Raw genomic sequence first — 16,182 nt, 5'->3', positions numbered from 1 at the left:
GATGTTAGTGTTTGTCGTGACCCCTGCCCTGTTTTCCGCGTCCATGCTTATCATTCTTCCACTGGCCGTGGCCGGGATGGTCCCTGTTCACAAAGTATTTCTGTTCCCTGCTGTCACGGATGGCTATCTGGTCGTGTTTGTTCCTGTAACCATAATACTCCTTACGATACTTGTCATGGTATAAATAAGGCCTGTTTACGCCATTAATCACGACTTTATGTGCATGGTATACATCGAAATGTTCGTACCTGGCGGGTAAGGTTACTGACCTGCGCCATTCATTGCCATTCCGGTAGATGTACACCCTGTCTGGTACATAATAGTATGTTTCGATATCAGGGAGATAATAGTAATCCACGTAATCGTACCCCACTGGTCCCCATACCGGTTGTTTGCCTATATTGATACTTACATTGATCTGCTGAGCCATGGTTGTCGCTGTAAAACCTGTTACAGCTAACAGAAGAAGCATTAACTTTTTCATAGCGTTTTGATTTTACCCATGTAAGGCAAAAGCAATGCCCTAAGTGTGCCAGCACCGTTTTTTTGAGATATAGGGTTAAAATTTGTCGGCTAAAATCATGAATGTTGAGACCAGCCGCTAACTAATCATTCTCCGAAAATGCCCTCGATTCTACTCCGACCAGTTAGTTGCGCTAAGCGCCATAATCCTCCCGCGACCTTTTAAATAACCCCGGAATGGCTTGAATGTTCACTTTTTCCCGGGGATTGTCTGTGGCGTTGCCAATGATCCCCCCTGGGTCTGTCTCCCAGAGTTAGTTGACTTTTGGGGATTGACCCTTTTTAACTTCGTCTTCATCAGGTACAAACAACGTTCGTTCTATGTCTATCTTACGTTCATGCTACGTTCAGGAACGTAAGTTTAACGTAAGATGAACATTGGAGGAACATTGTTTGTACGGTGTCAATACCTGCTCCAGTCGGAACTCAAAGCTGACTTTCTCATTTTAGAATGAAATGATAGATGTGTAATTAGTTAATTATCATGATTTAAAGAAAATGACTTTTTGACTTTTCAACCTTCTGACTTTTAGAGTCAAAAAGTTAATCTATTGTTAAATGGTCAACTTACTTCACTTTTATCTGAAATCTTCCTATTTTTGACCCGTAAACTAAAAAAGTCAAAAAGTTAATGCTTGCTGAGAACAAAGATGAAATGCGGGAGAAAATCCTGGAGGCGGCTTTGAAGCGGTTTATGCACTATGGTGCGTCCAAAACCACCATGAATGAGATAGCAGATGACCTGCGTTGCTCGAAGGCATCGTTGTACTATTACTTTTCCGATAAAAAGGCGTTGCATAATGCCGTATTGATGAAGATCGGGGAAACTTTCTTCGAGGAGCAGGAAATAGAAGCAGATAAGGATATTTCGTCTGAACAGATCTTTACCAATATTATCGCTATAAAAAAGCAGTTCGTTGAACGCTACAGTCGTCTGGAACTGTTTAAGATCCTTAATGATAAATCAGAAGAGATACAACAGATCATCCGGTCTGTTCATGAGCGGGAAGCAAAGATGCTCACCAAGATCATAGAAAAAGGCGTTGCCTCAGGAGAATTTGACGTCGATGATCCTGTAGCGATAGCACAATTATATAGGGATGCCATGGAAGGATTGCGGTTTGCCGGAATGAGCTGCCTTCCAGAAACGATCCCCGACTTAGATAAAGAAGCATTTGAAAAGATAGTAGCACAGCAGAAATTGTTGACGGAAATATTCGTCAGAGGAATCAAGAAACGATAAACAGGAATAATGCCAGTCAGAGCACGGATATTGGAAACAGCATCAAAGATGTTCAGGACGTACGGAATTAAGAGTGTAACAATGTTCGACATATCAAGGGAATGTGGAGTGTCAAAGAAAACGGTGTACGAACATTTCAAGGACAAGGAGGAACTGGTACAGGATGGGGTGCGCTTTTTGCTGAACAGGCATGAGCAGCATCTGGAAGATTTTCGTCAGCAATCTGCTAACGCTATTGAGGAGCTGCTGAAAGAGGTGGAGTACATAGAACAGATGGGAAATACAATCAATCCCGTGATGTTGTTTGAGATGGAGAAGTACCTCCCCGAAATCTGGAAGGACGTGGAAGTGTTCAAACAGGAGCGGCTGTTGCAAGCCATTACAGCCAATCTTGAACGAGGCATGCGGGAAGGCCTCTACCGCGAAGACCTTAAATTGAACATCATGGCACGTACGCGGCTACTACAGCTGGATATGGCTTTTGAGCCATCACAGTTTCCTGCTGCACAATTCAATATGCACGAGGTGATGAAAGAGATCACCATACACTTTATACTCGGAGTGACAACAATGAAAGGACGTAAGCTGGCCGCTGAATACCTACATATTAAAGAAGACTAATACTACCGCTTAAAACTATATCCGCCAACTAAAAAATCAAAGTAAAACATACGGATGAAAAGGATAATGTTAACGCTTATTCTCTTAATGGGAATAGGGGGATATACCTCCTATGCGCAATCGGAACTGTCGTTGCAGGAGTGCCTGAAGTATGCGCTCGCGAATAATCAGCAACTGGCACGTACCCGACTGGAAGAAGATATGGGCCGTTTTAAAACCAGTGAAGTAAGAGCCAGGGCTTTACCACAGGTAAATGGCCAGGGACAGTATACCAATAATATCAAAAAACAGGTACTAGCCGTTCCCGGTGAGATCACAGGGGGAGCACCCGGCACTACTACCCTGCTGCAAGCCGGTACCACACACAATGTTACCGCTTCCGGTACTATTACACAGGAGGTATACAACCAGTCCGTGTTTACCGGTCTGAAAGCGGCAAAAGCAGGTGAAGAGTACTATAAGATGCAGACAGTACAGAGTGAAGAGACAGTGATCTATAATGTAACACAGCTTTATTATAACACACTGGTGTCACGTGAGAAAATGGTAGTACTGGATGCCAATATCGAGAAGCTCACCAAACTGGTAGAGACCACTTCGTCTCAGGTGCAGAACGGACTGGCACGTAAGATAGACCTTGACCGTATGCGTGTGAACCTCACCAACTACAAAACGCAACGTACACAAGCGCAGAACCAGTTCCTGGTGCAGGCCAATCAGCTGAAGCAGCAAATGGGGATGTCTATGAGCACCACCCTGAACCTGCCTTCTGCCTCATTCAAGGAAATAGAAAGTAAAGCAACTGTAGCTGATTTTGGAGGGATGAATGTCGACAACAGGATCGAATACCGCCTGTTGCAAAAACAGGAAGAGCTGCAGCAGTTCCAGAAGAAAGCGTACCAGGCAGAGTATTATCCTTCCCTGGCATTGTCTGGCAACTACTCTTACAATGGCATCAGCAATAAGTTTGATATGCTGAAATCCAAGTCAAATGGTTCTACTGCCAGCTGGTATGATATGGCGGCTGTGAGCCTTACATTGAAGATCCCCATTTTTGATGGATGGGCGCGCCGCTCACGTGTAAGCCAGGCCAATGTGACGCTGAAACAGATAAGAAAAGATATGGAGGCTACTACCCTCTCACTGAATACGCAGTATGAAAACGCCAAACTGCAGGTACAGAATAACCTGGCCACTATTAAGGAACAAAAGGAGAACGTAGATCTGGCCAATGAGGTATACAACTCCACCCAGAATAACTATAACCTGGGCCTGGCCAACCTGACGGATCTGCTGGATGCTGAAACATCGCTCACTTCCGCGCAGAACAACTACAACGAAGCCTTACTACAATATAAACTGGCAGAACTGGATATCATCAAATCCAATGGTAATCTGAAAACCCTGCTGAACTAATTTAAACCGCTAAAACCGCATACCAAACTATATGAAAAAGATTCTTATCTGGGGCACAGTGACCATTGCAGCTGTTGTATTGATCATGTGGAAACTGGGCGCCAATAAAAAAGAAAATGAAGCCAAAACGGAATTTGTGAAGAAGAGCAATGCCGGTGATGTACCCGTACTGGTAGAAAAGGTGGCGAAATCAGATTTTTCACAGGGCTTCCAGTCCAACGGGAACTTTACCCCTGTACGTGAACTCACCTATCTGGCAGAAACTGCCGGCCGTATCACTAAACTGCAGGTAGATGAAGGCAGTGTGGTACGTGAGGGACAGATCATTGCACATGTAGATGGCGAAATAGTTGGTACAGACCTATCTGCCGCCAGAACCAACCTGGAACAGATGAGGGTAGATAAAGAAAGATATGAAGCTGCTTTTAAAACAGGTGGTGTAACTAAAAAACAGGTGGATGATGTAACTCTGCAATATGAGCTGCAAAAGACAAAAGTGGAAGCTGCCAGCCGTCGTGTAGGCGATACCTATATCAAAGCGCCTATCAGTGGTGTGATCAACAAAAAATATATCGAACAGGGTGCTTATCTCTCTGTAGGCAATAAAATGTTTGACATAGTAGATGTATCCCGCCTGAAACTGGCGGTATCTGTGCCGGAATTCCAGGTGGTAAACCTGAAAGAAGGCGATAAGGTGAAAGTAACATCCAACGTATTCCCTGAAATGAACTATGAAGGTCGTGTAACCTTCATCGCTGCAAAAGGTGATAATACGCTGAACTACCCTGTGGAAATGGAAGTGCTGAATAACACTGGCAAACAACTGAGAGCCGGTATGTATGGTACCGCTCATTTCGAAATGAAGGATGCATTGCCAACCATTCTGGTAGCACGTACCGCTTTTGTAGGTGGAGTGAACAGCAACCAGGTGTATGTGATGGAGAACAATACTGCTAAACTGCGTAAGGTAGTGGCTGGCCGTATTTATGGTGACAAAGTAGAGATCAGGGAAGGATTGAATGAAGGAGAAACTGTTATTACCAGCGGACAGATTAACCTGGTAGATGGTGTTAAGGTAACGGTGCAAAAATAATCAACTATGAAGATCACAGAAATATCCATAAAACGGCCCACAATAGTGGTGGTGATATTCACCATTCTTACATTGCTGGGTGTGATGAGCTACCAATCGCTCAACTATGAGCTGTTGCCAAAGTTCGAATCGCCGGTAGTGACCATTGCAACAGTATATCCGGGTGCATCCCCGAAAGAGGTGGAGAGCACCATTACAAAAAAGATAGAAGATGCGGTAGCATCAATGGAGAAGATCAAGAAGATCATGTCAAAATCTTCCGAGAGCTTGTCTACCGTTACCGTAGAACTGAATAACGACGCTAACGTTGATCTTGCCATGCAGGATGCGCAGCGTAAAGTGAATGCTATCCTGTCGGATCTGCCTTCAGATGCAAAGGCGCCATCACTCACAAAATTCTCCCTGTCTGATTTGCCAATTATGACCTTGTCTGCTACCGCCAATATGGACAGCAAGGAGTTCTATGACCTGGTGGATAAAAAGCTGCAGCCATTGTTGTCCCGTTTACCGGGCGTGGCGCAGATCTCCCTGATCGGTGGACAGGAACGTGAGATTCAGGTGAACATCGACCCCAACAAACTGGAAGCATATAAACTGTCTATTAACCAGGTAAGACAGACTGTTACCAACGCCAACCTGGACTTCCCTACCGGTAAAGTGAAAACAGCAGATCAACAGATACTGATCCGCCTGGCTGGTAAGTATAAAAATGTGGACCAGCTGCGTAACCTGGTGCTCACCACAACTGCAGACGGGACACAGATCCGCCTGAGCGATGTGGCCGATGTACAGGATGCGCAGAAAGACGTTGAGCGTATGGCCCGTGTGGATGGTACAAGCGCTATTGCTATGCAGGTGCAGAAACAGACAGACGCCAACGCCGTGACCGTGAGTGAGGAAATGAAAAAAGCGATTGTTCGTGTAGAAAAAGATTATGCTGCCAATAATCTGAAGATCTTCATCGCGAACGACTCCTCAGACTTTACGCTGGAATCTGCAGACTCTGTGATCCATGACCTGATCATTGCGGTAGCACTGGTGGCAGCAGTAATGCTCTTGTTCCTTCATAGTATCAGGAGTGCAATCTTCGTAATGATCTCTATTCCGGCGTCCCTGATAGCCACATTTATCGGTATGAAGCTATTCGGCTTCTCACTGAACCTGATGTCTCTGCTTGGTTTGTCCCTCGTGGTAGGTATCCTGGTGGATGATGCTATCGTGGTGCTTGAAAACATCTACCGACATATGGAGATGGGGAAGAACAGGGTGCGTGCAGCGTTTGATGGTGTGAAAGAGATCGGTTTTACTGTTACCTCTATCACCCTGGTAATTGTGGTGGTGTTCCTGCCAATCTCTTTAACGAATGAACTGGTATCAAAAATTCTGAGGGAGTTCTGTGTGGTGGTGATGATCTCCACGATGCTCAGTTTGTTGTCTTCCTTTATGATCGTACCGCTGCTATCCTCCCGTTTCGGAAAACTGGAGCATATCACCGACAAAAATATCTTCGGAAGATTCATTCTTTGGTTTGAGAGGCAGCTGCAGAAATTCACCGACTGGATGACAGGCATCCTGAAATGGGCACTGAGCCACAAGCTTATTACCCTGGTAGTGGCCATAGGTTTGCTGTTCCTGTCTTTTATGCTGCTGGGTAAAGGCTACATTGGTGGTGAGTTCATCCCGAGAGGTGACCGTGGCCAGTTCATCCTGGTATTGGAAATGCCGAAAGATGCCTCTGTGGAACAAACCAACCAGGCTACACGTAAAGCAGAACAATATCTTTCTAAGAAACCGGAAGTAACCCGTCTGATTACCACTGTTGGTCAGACCAGTGAAGACGGTATGGGTACATCTCAGTCTACCGCATATAAATCTGAGATCACGGTAATGCTGGTAGATCCTGAAAAACGAGCCGACGGTTCCGATATCTATGCTGCAAAAACGAAGGCAGAGATCAGGGATATACTGCCTGGTGTGAAAGTAAAAACCATGAACGTAAGTATCCTGGGTACGGCAGAGAATGCGCCTGTGGAACTGGTAGTGATGGGTACGGACCTGGACAGCGTAATGGCGTATGCAAAAGAAGCAAGGAACGTATTGGCGAAGATAGACGGTACGAGCGATGCAAAATTATCTGTAGAAGAAGGTAATCCTGAGATCAATGTGCAGGTAGACCGTGATAAAATGTCGGCACTGGGGCTGACATTGGAAAATGTAGGTGGTACTATGCAGACTGCGTTCAGTGGCACTGCTGACGACTCTAAAATCAAGTTCCGTCAGGGCGATTACGAATATGCCATCAACCTGCGTTTTGATGACTTTAACCGTAAGAGCCTGCAGGACGTATCTAATATACAGTTCCTCAACAATCAGGGGCAGCTGATCCGCCTGTCACAGTTTGCAACTGTAACGGAAGGTTCTGGTCCGAGCCGGCTGGAAAGAAGAGATAAGAACACATCTGTGTCTGTAAAATGTCTGGTAATAGGACGCCCAAGTGGTAGTGTGCAGACCGAATTTGCAGCAGCGATTGAGAAACTGCGCAAGCCTACCGGTATCTCTTATGTATGGGCAGGTGATGCGGAAAACCAGGGAGACTCATTTGGTGCACTGGGTGCAGCCTTGTTGATCTCGATCGTAATGGTGTACCTCATCATGGTGGCGCTGTACGATAACTATATTTATCCGTTTGTGGTTTTGTTCTCTATCCCATTGGCTATTATCGGTGCCCTGCTCGCGCTGGCACTTACCAACAACACCCTGAACATCTTCACCATTCTCGGTATCATCATGTTGATTGGTCTGGTGGCGAAAAACGCGATCATCCTGGTCGACTTTGCCAACCAGATGAAAGAGCAGGGACAGAGTACCAATGAGGCGTTGATACATGCAAACAATGCCCGTCTGCGTCCGATCCTGATGACGACCATCGCCATGGTGATCGGTATGTTACCTATCGCGCTGGCAACCGGTGGTGTGGCTTCGATCAAGAACGGTCTGGCCTGGGTGATTATCGGAGGTCTGATCAGCTCTATGTTCCTGACCCTGATCGTAGTACCGGTCGTGTACAGGATCGTGGATAGCATTATGAACCGTTTTGGATGGAACAAGCCTTCCGCAAAACGATTGATCCGCCAAAGATTGGTGGCTCCTTATGCGGCAGAAATTGAAGAAACATCATTGAATTAATCAATAAAGAACTTAGTTACTAATAGTGTAACAGTTGTAGGTTTAGGCAACGGGCCGGAGTAGTCTTACTCCGGCCTCTGTTTTTATTTTAGTTTTATTTCTTTGGCAGCTCTTTCTGCAGGGTTTCGATGGCGGCCTGCTGTGCGAGGTTCTCTTTCTTCAGCTCAATGATGTAAAGCGTCAGCTCTTCCAGCTTTTTCAATAATTGTTTATTGGTTTCAGCGAGATCGAGTCCATTGGCTTCAACTTCTTTTGCAGATGGAACTTCAGGTAAATGTTGATGTTCTTTTACAAACTTTTCGACATCCAGAATGGAGGGCAGTTTATAGTCAGCAGCAAATACATAGTCGGGCCAGTTGGCTGCTGCCGTAGTTACTTTTACTTTCTGGGCCAGGACAGTTCCTTTTACTGAAAGTTTTTCTGTAGGCGTACTGGTGCCAATGCCGACATTTCCCGTACTAACCTGGGCAACAAGGCCCCCACCTGCCAGTGAAGCATCACACTGGATTTTGAACAGGAACGGCACCTCGTATGCGGTGGCAGGTTCTGTTGTAACCGTCATAGATGGCGTCCATCCACCATCACCCTTTACGGTATAGTAACCGCTACCGATATAGGGAGAAACGTAAGCATATATGTCATATGCAGTGGCCGTAGCACCGGTATTGTTAGGTACGATTTTCATGCGGGTAAACAGATCTGGTGTGCCACCGTAACGGGTAGCATACGCTCCAAAGCCGTATCCGTTAGGTCCGACAGTTGCTCCATTGCTCGTTCTGATAAATAATTCAACGGAACCCATCTGGTTGTTATATCCATTATATCCTTGTCCCGCATATACGACTATTGTTGATGATACACCCCCCTGACTTGCGGTTAATGTACCCAGTTTTACCCAGGATGCAGTGGATATGTTCGCTCCCCATAAAGAGTATATTTTTTCAGGAGATTGTGCCTGGGCATAAACAATCAGAATGGTCAACACAAGGGTTAACAGCATTTTTTTCATGAGTAAGGGATTTTTAAGTTTTTTGTAGATCATTTCGGTGCAATGATAATGAAAAAAGCCGTCGCATAGGACGGCCGGTACGGGGGACAAATGATGGCGAGAAGTCAGATTGTTGCGTTCTTTCTTATCTGGTTAAAAGTGTACGTTGTTTTGATCTCACCATTTTCAAAAACTGTCAGCAGCTGGTCTTTCAGTTCCGGCGCCTCGTTTTGAGGAAGGGATCTATAAGTACCATTGTCCAGTACGAGTTTCTGTTTACCTGATTTGGACTTTTTGAAAGACACCCTGGTGTTACCATTGGCATCGAGCTCCAGAGGATTCTTCTGTACATTGATGGCTTTACCATTTACCTGTGCAAAGGAACATTTGAGGGCAAATTCCTGTGTGTCCCTGTTGACCCTTTGCAGTAAAGCGCCACCCATACCCAGTACCAGGTTTTCAGCACTGATGCCTGCCTGTTTTAATGCTTCAAAGATGGGAGGAATAGAAGAGTAACTGATGCCGTCGCCCTGTATTACTCTAACCTGTGGAGGCAGTACTTTATAACCTTTTTCATTCAGGGTATAACCGAAAGTTTCCATCAGGATCTCAAATATTTTGAGGAGTGTCTGTATCGCGTCACCGCTATCTGGGCGGATCACCAGTGTGCCCTGTCTGTTGAGGATCTGTTCTTTCAGTTCTGTGCCCCAGTATTCTTTACAGGCTCTGAAGATGTTGTAAGAGTCGGATACGCAGGCAATAGTACCTGTAGGGAATGTATTCAGGATGTGGCGGAAAATGTCTATCTCCCCTTCTTCACCCAGCATGGTCACGATAGAGTGTTCTGTAGCCGGAATAGACAATCCGGGAGCAACCGGCGCCTGGTAATATCTTTTGGCAAAAGTAGAACCGATCAGTGTATCACTACCTGAGAAATTGATCAGGTGAGCGCTGCCACCGATACCGGCGCTTTCTACGGAGCTAGCGCCACGGAAGCCGAAGTCGTTCAGTACAAAATCTATCCCTGCGAAAGCAACTTCGCTGGCTGTTTCTGTATAATACTTCTTCACTGTTTTTTTGATCTCCCTGGAAAGGGTGGCTACGGTACATGGGTACCACACCTGCATAAGTAAGGTTTCCAAAAAGTTGGTCAACCAATAGCATTCAGGATCTGTATTTTCAATGCTCATTAATACATTGCGCACGCCTGTTACAGTACCTTCTGGTACGGCTTTGATACGTACGGGGAGGCGTCCGCCATGTTTCTCAATAATATATTCGAAACGGCTGCGGTCAAATACGTCATTGCGGCCAAACACTTCCAGCAATGTTGCCTCCGCTTCGTCAATCTTTTCTTTGGTGATAACTGCGCCTTGCAGGTATTCCATCAGGAAGTACTGCAGACCATAGAAAACTGTTTCTTCGAATTTGCCTCCGCGGCTTTCAAAATAGGAGTAGATGTATTCTGTGCCTGGAATATAGAGTTTGTGGTGGGAGTATTTGTAGGCATCAGCTAATAGAATGAGGTTTTCCTTTGTCATGATTCTTCGTTTAGTCGTTAGTAGAATATTTTTCAGCTAATTTTTTCAGGAGTGGGATGTGTGTACTGACTATTTCGCCCTGCGCTATCAGTTCAGGGATCGCATTCACATTGATCCAGCGCATAGCGCTCAGGTCATCGTCGGCAGCAGGTTCACCAAACAAGAGGTCAGCACTGAACAGGGTGGTGATGATCTTGTCTACCTCGGAGCGATAGCGCCAGTCATCCATTTGCAGGGACATTTCATACTGCATAGGGCTTGTTTCTATCTGTCCGCATTCTTCCCGCAATTCTCTTGCGGCGGCAGCATCAAAGCTGACATCATCAGGATCGGCGAAGCCACCGGGCAGTCTCCAGGCATTTTCTGCCGGCTTGCGTCCCAGGAGCAGTTCCCGGCGGTTATTACGGAACAGTGCAATGTCCACTGTTGGGTATACCTTCGGATAAAGATTATAAGTGCTATAGATGATACCAGCCCGGAACTCTTCTGTATCAAATACCTTATCAGAAACAGCTTCTCTTTGTGCAGTAGCGTTAAAGTCCTGCACGGGCGGTAGTGCTACGGTAGGGAAACGGCCGGAATAGAAAGGGATAAAGCTGTCACGGCTGCCATACAGGATGAATGTTTCATTACCGAGATTGTTACCCAGTAGTTCATCCAGTTTACGGGACCATACTTTATCGGAAGCCTGGTCGCTGAGTGGGAGTACAATCACATCGGGGAAGAGCTGTTTCAGCATCCGCTCACGGGTGTAGTAATCCAGTGGGTTTTTACGGCCGCCTTTGATCGGGCTGACGCCAAGTATAATGATCAGGCGATTGTGTTTAGACCTTACTTCTTTGATCAGCTGTAAGTGCCCTTCGTGTAGGGAGGGTGTCTGGAACCTTGCGATGATTACCCCTGTCGGCTTTTGAGTTGTCATTGATAGTGAGCTTTTGTGTATCTTCTACACAAATATATATAGGTTTAAACATATAAACAAAATATTTTCCGTAATTATTACACAAATAATGTCATGATATACCGGAAGAAAGATGAATGAATTGATTCTGAATATATTATATACATTCCTGTTTACCTGCTTTCCTGGAAAAACGTTTCAATGAATCCCCCGTACAGACGAAAAATGAAGATACCATGTAAATGCAGTTCATCGGGAGCAAACATTGGCCGCTTTTATAAGGCGGAAGCGATGACAGGAGAATTGTTCGAGATCTTTGCTATTCTGGCGATCTTCATTTCCTGCCTGGGACTGTATGGCCTGGTGTCTTTTATGGCGGTAACATATCAATACCCGGCCCCGCCATCGGTGGGGCTTTTTTATGTGCAGTGTTGCAGCTTATCAGTCATCGGGTGGAAATACAAAGATCAGATCTCAAAAGAGATCCCTTCTTTTTTCAGCTGGAAATAGCGCTCCTCGTTAAAGCTATAGAGTTTAGCCGGTCTGCCGGCAGAAGGGTGTTTTTGTTTTTCATTGTGTCCCGCCAGAATACCCAGGTGATTGATCTTCTTCTGAAAGTTCCTGCGGTCAATGGGTCTGTCCAGGACTGTCTCATAGAGTTTCTCCAGGTCTGAGATTGGGAATTTCTGATCGAGCAGTTCAAACCCGATAGGTTCATACCTGATCTTGGCGCGTAAGCGCTTTATAGCAGTTTCCACGATAGCGGAATGATCAAATGCCAGGTCAGGCAGTTTTTTGATATCGAACCAGTTAGCGTCTTCAGCATCAGAACTGGCAGCCAGCTTGAAGTTAGTCGGGTTCACCAGGCCGAAATAAGCTATTGATATTATCCTGCCCCGGGGGTCACGTTCCGGCTGGCCAAAGGTGTAAAGTTGTTCCAGGTAGTTGATATGTACGCCTGCTTCAGTTTCCAGTTCGCGGGTCACGGCTTCTTCCAGTGTTTCACCGTCAATCACGAAACCTCCGGGTAATGCCCAGCGGTGCATGAAGGGGGGGATAGTTCGCTTAATGAGTAATACGGAAATGCTTTCTTTGGCGGTGTATCCGAAGACTACCGCGTCTACACAAAGTCTTATGTTTTGCTTAGGTTCCAAATCCAATTCTAAAGGTTATGGCCGGATATGGTAGATCCCGGCATATACTCACTATTTAATATACTGCTCCACCTGTGTAGTGTCTTTCTTCAGATTAATGAACAGGGGATTTTTCATCGGATCAAATGCAATGATCAGGTTGGCCTCCTGTGTGTTTGCAGGCGAAGGCAGTTCTATCACTACTTCCTGCCTGTTGTTCCGGCGAAATACAAGACTATCTTTGGTTGCCACGTGACGTACGAAGCCATGGCGCTCCAGGTAGCCTGTCAGTTCCTGTTTTCGTTGCAGTAGGGAGTCCACTTGCGGATCTCCGCTCACGGGTTTCACATTGCGTACCACATAACTCTTTTCTGTAATGATGTCATAATTGGAAGTATCCTCTCCCTCGTTACGTGCCTGATTACACGAAAAGCAAAAAAAGGTGGCGCTTAATATGAACAAAACCGGCTTCATACAACAATATTAAGGGCTGCAAGATATTATAAAACGGTCAGAATTGGACATCAAATACTTTTTCACTGTCTTCCCTCCTGACTTTCACCGTGGTTTTATCTCCTTTTTTGAAAGTTGAAAGCGCCTGCATATAGTCCTCCAGGTTCACGATGGTGTATGAGCCCAGTTCAACGATCACGTCATTAGCCAGGATGCCTGCTTTACTGGCCGGTTTGTTATCCGTTACACCGTCTACCCTCACCCCTGCTTTCTGCCAGGTATAATCAGGCATGATGCCCAGCGTTACCGTAAACCGGGGACTGCCCGTACTGGTGGTCTGTTTGTCGCGTGTGTGGGTGAAAACCAGTTTATCCATATTATTTGTCTTTTCCACCAGCGTATATACCAGCTTTATCACCGTCAATTCTCCCGGATAGTTGATTTTGGCAGCTTCGTCGGAAGGTTTGTGATAGTCGCTGTGCGTACCAGTGAAAAAGAACAGCACAGGCACATTTTTCAGATAGAAAGAGGTATGGTCTGAAGGCCCGATACCGGAGGAGTCATAGGTGGTATGAATATCCACCGGGATGGTTTGTTGCAGCAACGCTGGCCATACAGGTGAGGTGCCGATACCTCCTACCTGTAATCCCCTGGTTGGGTCCAGCCTTCCTACCATGTCCATATTGATCATATAGTTGAAGGAGCCGGGGGCCACAGAGCTATGTTCTGTAAAGTATTTGGAGCCGAACAGTCCCAGTTCTTCTCCAGAGAATGCGACAAACAGGTAGTTGTATTTCTGCAGGTGGGATGTTTTCAGCAGTCTGGCCAGTTCCAGGAGAGCGGCTGTTCCGCTGGCGTTGTCATCTGCGCCATGGTGGATGGTTTTGTCATTAGGTGCCAGTGAATTCTGGTCTTCCCCATGTCCCAGGTGGTCAAAATGTGCGCCTATCACAATAGTGCTGGCGGCTTTGTTATCTATATACCCCACCACGTTGGTACCCGTACGTCTGCCGGCGGTGAAGCTGACCTGCATGTTTATCCGGAGGTCTTCGGTTTCTGAGAGCAGCTTGCTGGTCTCACTGTTCACCCACATCACAGGAATGGTGAGCGGATCGACAGCGACGGAGAGCCATTTCTGGATTTCCTTTGGTGTCTCGTCACCATTGTAGAAGATCACGCCTGTAGCGCCGGCCTTGGCGGCCTCCCGGGCATTCTGACGGTATATTTCCAGGGGATCTGCATGTGGCTGCATTTCAAAGTCCTTTACGTTAAAGAGCCAGATATTCTCCGGTTCATTCACATCGCGCAGCACATCGCCTTTGGCGCTTTTCTGTGCGCTGAAAGGAAGGGGAATAAACTGTTCTCCCGGGGTGAGGGTGGTTTTATTGACAGTGAGGTGTGAGGCGGTAGCTATTAGTTTGCCTTCGCTTACAGGAAATGTTTGTAAGTAACCACTGTCTCCCTTGGGAGTAAGTCCTGCCAGTTTCATCTGGGTGGAAATATATTCCGCAGCCAGTTGTTCACCCGGAGTGCCTGTGCGACGGCCTTCGAGCTTGTCGCTGGCAAGGAAGGTAATATGGGCCTGAAGGTTACCCAGCGTCTTGCGATCGGCTTTTTTTTGGGCGTTCAGCTCATGAGTAAAGGGTAATAACAGCGCTAACAGCCATGTGGTATGCTTCACAGTTGTTGATTTTTAAAGAGTCTGTTGAAAGAGCCGGCAGACCAGGTCTTCGTTGCAAAGATACGTATCTAAGTGATTGATTAGCAGTGAATGTACTGATTGCTAATAACAGTTTCATGCTCAAAGTTCTTCATATACCGTTGCAGGTAAGGATGATTCGCTGGCGGTGCTCGTTGTTCCCAGAGGCAATTATTGAACCAAAATCACTATTTGGCCGCCGAATTTGGAAAATCAGCCTATTTTTGCCGGGCTTAAACAAAACTTAAACCTGAAATCATACCCAAAACAGAACTGATCATTAAATTTATGAAGAACACACCATTTACACACAAACACGTAGCGCTGGGCGCTAAGATGGCTGCTTTTGCAGGGTATAACATGCCGATTTCCTATACAGGTATTAACGATGAACACCTGGCTGTCAGGAATAATGCAGGGGTGTTTGATGTGAGCCATATGGGTGAATTCATTCTGAAGGGGGAAAATGCGCTGGACCTGATCCAGCGGGTTACCAGCAACGATGCATCCAAACTGACCGTGGGAAAGGCACAATACAGCTGTCTCCCTAACGATGAAGGTGGAATTGTAGACGATCTGCTGGTATACTGTATCGAAGAAAACAAGGTATATATGCTGGTGGTGAATGCCAGCAATATAGAGAAGGACTGGAACTGGATCAGCAAACACAATACTAAGGGGGTGGAAATGCACGACATTTCCGACAAGACCTGCCTGCTGGCTATTCAGGGACCTAATGCGGCCAGCATACTGCAGCCGCTGACCAGTATTGAACTGGTAAACCTGAAGTATTACACTTTCGCCAAGGGCGAATTTGCTGGTGTACCTAATGTACTGGTAAGCGCCACGGGGTATACCGGTGCTGGTGGTATTGAGATCTATTTTGAAGATAAAGATGGCGCAGCAGAAAAGATCTGGGATGCCATTTTCGAAGTAGGAGGCCCTAAAGGTCTGAAGCCGATTGGCCTGGGAGCACGTGATACCCTCCGCCTGGAAATGGGCTTCTGCCTCTACGGAAATGATATTGACGATACTACTTCCCCACTGGAAGCAGGTTTGGGCTGGATTACAAAATTTACTAAAGAATTCACTTCCCGCAGTAAATTTGAACAGCAGAAAGCGGCAGGCGTGACCAGTAAGCTGGTAGGTTTTGAAATGGTGGATAAGGGTATTCCCCGTCACGATTACGAGATCAAAGATGCCGCCGGTAAGGTGATAGGCAAAGTAACCTCTGGTACACAGTCGCCTTCCCTGCAGAAAGCAATTGGCCTGGGGTATGTAAACACTGCATTTGCGACCCAGGATTCAGAAATATTTATTGCAGTAAGGGACAAATTATTGAAAGCCAGAGTTGTAAAGGTGCCATTCTTAAGTTAAGTTAGCATA

At 46.2% G+C, this 16,182-nt stretch carries 14 protein-coding genes; 7 read left to right on the top strand and 7 right to left on the bottom strand.

Going from position 1 to position 16,182, the window contains the following annotated elements; genetic code table 11:
• Positions 1 to 4: 4 nt before the first annotated feature.
• Positions 5 to 484 (bottom strand): hypothetical protein, encoded by a 480-nt coding sequence (locus CLV42_RS00820; protein ID WP_106600006.1) that lies wholly within the window; start codon positions 482 to 484, stop codon positions 5 to 7.
• Positions 485 to 1,153: 669 nt separating this feature from the next.
• Here CLV42_RS00820 and CLV42_RS00815 point away from each other — a divergent pair.
• Genes CLV42_RS00815 through CLV42_RS00795 form a run of 5 tightly spaced genes read left to right on the top strand, consistent with a single transcriptional unit; the run spans position 1,154 to position 8,081 of the window.
• Positions 1,154 to 1,765, top strand: a complete 612-nt coding sequence (locus CLV42_RS00815; RefSeq protein WP_106600005.1) for a TetR/AcrR family transcriptional regulator — start codon at positions 1,154 to 1,156, stop codon at positions 1,763 to 1,765.
• 9 nt (positions 1,766 to 1,774) lie between these two features.
• Positions 1,775 to 2,386, top strand: a complete 612-nt coding sequence (locus CLV42_RS00810; protein WP_106600004.1) for a TetR/AcrR family transcriptional regulator — start codon at positions 1,775 to 1,777, stop codon at positions 2,384 to 2,386.
• A 54-nt stretch (positions 2,387 to 2,440) separates the two neighbouring features.
• Positions 2,441 to 3,802, top strand: a complete 1,362-nt coding sequence (locus CLV42_RS00805; RefSeq protein ID WP_106600003.1) for a TolC family protein — start codon at positions 2,441 to 2,443, stop codon at positions 3,800 to 3,802.
• 31 nt (positions 3,803 to 3,833) lie between these two features.
• Entirely contained in the window at positions 3,834 to 4,895 is a 1,062-nt protein-coding gene (locus tag CLV42_RS00800; RefSeq protein ID WP_106600002.1) for an efflux RND transporter periplasmic adaptor subunit, read from the top strand.
• 6 nt (positions 4,896 to 4,901) lie between these two features.
• Positions 4,902 to 8,081: an efflux RND transporter permease subunit gene (locus CLV42_RS00795; RefSeq protein ID WP_106600001.1), complete on the top strand. Its 3,180-nt coding sequence runs from the start codon at positions 4,902 to 4,904 to the stop codon at positions 8,079 to 8,081.
• A gap of 94 nt (positions 8,082 to 8,175) precedes the next feature.
• On the opposite strand, the gene CLV42_RS00790 is transcribed toward CLV42_RS00795, so the two are convergent.
• From CLV42_RS00790 to CLV42_RS00780, 3 genes are all read right to left on the bottom strand, one after another.
• Complete coding sequence (locus CLV42_RS00790; RefSeq protein ID WP_106600000.1) at positions 8,176 to 9,090, bottom strand: tail fiber protein; 915 nt, start codon at positions 9,088 to 9,090, stop codon at positions 8,176 to 8,178.
• A gap of 104 nt (positions 9,091 to 9,194) precedes the next feature.
• Positions 9,195 to 10,610: a nicotinate phosphoribosyltransferase gene (locus CLV42_RS00785; RefSeq protein WP_106599999.1), complete on the bottom strand. Its 1,416-nt coding sequence runs from the start codon at positions 10,608 to 10,610 to the stop codon at positions 9,195 to 9,197.
• A 10-nt stretch (positions 10,611 to 10,620) separates the two neighbouring features.
• The gene (locus CLV42_RS00780) at positions 10,621 to 11,532 is read right to left on the bottom strand and encodes an NUDIX domain-containing protein (RefSeq protein WP_106599998.1); all 912 of its coding nucleotides are present in this window, start codon (positions 11,530 to 11,532) and stop codon (positions 10,621 to 10,623) included.
• A 204-nt stretch (positions 11,533 to 11,736) separates the two neighbouring features.
• Between CLV42_RS00780 and CLV42_RS33650 the strand changes: the two genes are divergently transcribed.
• On the top strand, positions 11,737 to 12,021 hold the full coding sequence (locus CLV42_RS33650) for a hypothetical protein (RefSeq protein ID WP_146154289.1): 285 nt from the start codon (positions 11,737 to 11,739) through the stop codon (positions 12,019 to 12,021).
• On the opposite strand, the gene CLV42_RS00775 is transcribed toward CLV42_RS33650, so the two are convergent.
• The 3 genes from CLV42_RS00775 to CLV42_RS00765 are packed head-to-tail and all read right to left on the bottom strand — an operon-like array spanning position 11,979 to position 14,778.
• Positions 11,979 to 12,665, bottom strand: a complete 687-nt coding sequence (locus CLV42_RS00775) for an NUDIX hydrolase (RefSeq protein WP_106600689.1) — start codon at positions 12,663 to 12,665, stop codon at positions 11,979 to 11,981. The genes CLV42_RS33650 and CLV42_RS00775 overlap by 43 nt on opposite strands.
• A gap of 51 nt (positions 12,666 to 12,716) precedes the next feature.
• A complete protein-coding gene (locus CLV42_RS00770) occupies positions 12,717 to 13,118 on the bottom strand; it encodes a hypothetical protein (RefSeq protein ID WP_106599997.1) in 402 nt (133 codons plus the stop codon).
• A gap of 37 nt (positions 13,119 to 13,155) precedes the next feature.
• Entirely contained in the window at positions 13,156 to 14,778 is a 1,623-nt protein-coding gene (locus CLV42_RS00765) for a M20/M25/M40 family metallo-hydrolase (protein ID WP_106599996.1), read from the bottom strand.
• A 306-nt stretch (positions 14,779 to 15,084) separates the two neighbouring features.
• On the opposite strand from CLV42_RS00765, the gene gcvT reads away from it, so the two are divergent.
• Positions 15,085 to 16,173, top strand: coding sequence for a glycine cleavage system aminomethyltransferase GcvT (gene gcvT / locus CLV42_RS00760; protein ID WP_106599995.1), 1,089 nt, complete (start codon positions 15,085 to 15,087; stop codon positions 16,171 to 16,173).
• Positions 16,174 to 16,182 lie beyond the last annotated feature (9 nt).

Source organism: Chitinophaga ginsengisoli (assembly GCF_003014595.1).
GTDB classification, from domain to species: Bacteria; Bacteroidota; Bacteroidia; order Chitinophagales; family Chitinophagaceae; genus Chitinophaga; species Chitinophaga ginsengisoli.
Note: the sequence above shows the minus strand (reverse complement) of the source record. Positions and strands in the feature narration are given on the sequence as shown.